This is a genomic window from Bacillus sp. 05T31 (genome assembly GCF_056396725.1).
On record NZ_JBFTMA010001011.1, the window covers coordinates 1 to 1,695 of the forward strand.

Annotated in this window: 1 protein-coding gene and 1 pseudogene; one reads left to right on the plus strand and one right to left on the minus strand. The window is 39.8% G+C overall.

Features of this window, described 5'->3' with window-relative positions:
• Positions 1-928: DUF4183 domain-containing protein (locus AC1DJR_RS30800; protein ID WP_477004348.1), on the minus strand; the 928-nt coding region annotated here is incomplete at its 3' end.
• A gap of 189 nt (positions 929-1,117) precedes the next feature.
• Here AC1DJR_RS30800 and AC1DJR_RS30805 point away from each other — a divergent pair.
• Positions 1,118-1,620, plus strand: a pseudogene (locus tag AC1DJR_RS30805) (BclA C-terminal domain-containing protein).
• The last annotated feature ends 75 nt before the right edge of the window (positions 1,621-1,695 follow it).

Sequence of the window (1,695 nt, forward strand, 5' to 3'; positions counted from 1 at the left end):
TTGAAGATCCTTGTGAGGGTGGTTCAGCATCTAATAAAGTTAACTGACCAGCTGTAACTTCATAAAAAGGTTGTGGTTGAAGAATTCCATTTATAAATAGATTAATATAAGAAACTTCACTTGGTGATAAGATTTGTGTTGTACCATATTGTGCTATACCATCTGCATTAGTATATATAAGTTTTTCCCCATCTGAAAAAGTAAAATATAATAGGTTTGTTGTTGGGATTATTCCCGGTATTCCCGTTGGGCCGGTTATTCCTGTTGCCCCTGTTTCTCCTGTTGGGCCGGTTACTCCGGTTATTCCGGTTATTCCTGTTATTCCTGTTTCTCCCGTTTCTCCTGTTGCTCCTGTTGGGCCTGTTTCTCCTGCTGCCCCTGTTTCTCCGGTTGCTCCGGTTTCTCCTGCTGCCCCTGTTTCTCCTGTTACTCCCGTTATTCCTGTTGCTCCGGTTGCTCCTGTTTCTCCTGCTGCCCCTGTTTCTCCTGTTACTCCCGTTATCCCTGTTACTCCTGTTGCTCCGGTTTCTCCTATTGCTCCGGTTGCTCCTGTTTCTCCGGTTGCTCCGGTTTCTCCGGTTGGGCCGGTTACTCCTGTTATTCCTGTTTCTCCTGCTGCCCCTGTTGCTCCTGTTTCTCCGGTTGCTCCTGTTACTCCGGTTGCTCCTGTTTCTCCTGTTTCTCCTGTCGCTCCGGTTTCTCCCGTTATTCCTGTTTCTCCTGTTGGGCCGGTTACTCCTGTTATTCCTGTTTCTCCTGCTGCCCCTGTTTCTCCGGTTGCTCCGGTTGCTCCGGTTGCTCCTGTCGCTCCGGTTTCTCCTGTCGCTCCGGTTGGAAAATTAATAGACGGAAGAGGTGGAAATGTAGGACCAATATTTTTAGAATCCATAACTTCCTTAGACATTGGTAATTTGTCATATCGATTCAAATTTGCATCTCCCTTCTATAGTATTTATTAAATGTTAGATGTTCCGAAATGTTAAAAGAATTATCTAAAAAATACTATTAATCTCTCGATTAAAATCTTTGTACAAAATCAAATTTAATGTAACTTACTAAAAATGAATGTATTTTAAACAGCATGCCGTTACTATAAAAAATATTATTAATAGAATATATGAAAAGTACAATTATCCTTCCTTATAGACTAACTAGTCCTACTGGTAGTACTGGACCCATGAGTAATACCGGACCCACGGGTAGTACCGGCATAAACATTACAACAAATTCTATGTTTGCAAATAATACAGTGGGTGGAACAGTTTCAGTTGTACTAGGTGGTACTAACATACTACTCTCAAACAATCAAAGCCTTGATAGCTTTGCAGTCAATAGTGCGAATGATTTATTTACAGTCCCTGTAACGGGACGTTATTATCTTTGTTATCAAATTAATACTACAACTGTACTTCTTGCGGGTTCAAGACTAATTTTAAACGGATCTACATCACTTCTGGGATCAATTCTATCTCCTGCCTTATCTACTTCAAGTTATAATAATAATTTAATTACAATATTAAATGCAGGTAATACTATTTCTCTTCAATTATTCGGTCTCTTATCAATTTAGTCGGTGGTGGATCAACTGGCGCCTCTCTAACAATTATACGAGTTGATTAATAAATGATTCATTTTTTCTTCTTAGCTTAAAATGCCATTCCCCTATATAGATAGTAGAAACTATCTATACTAAAT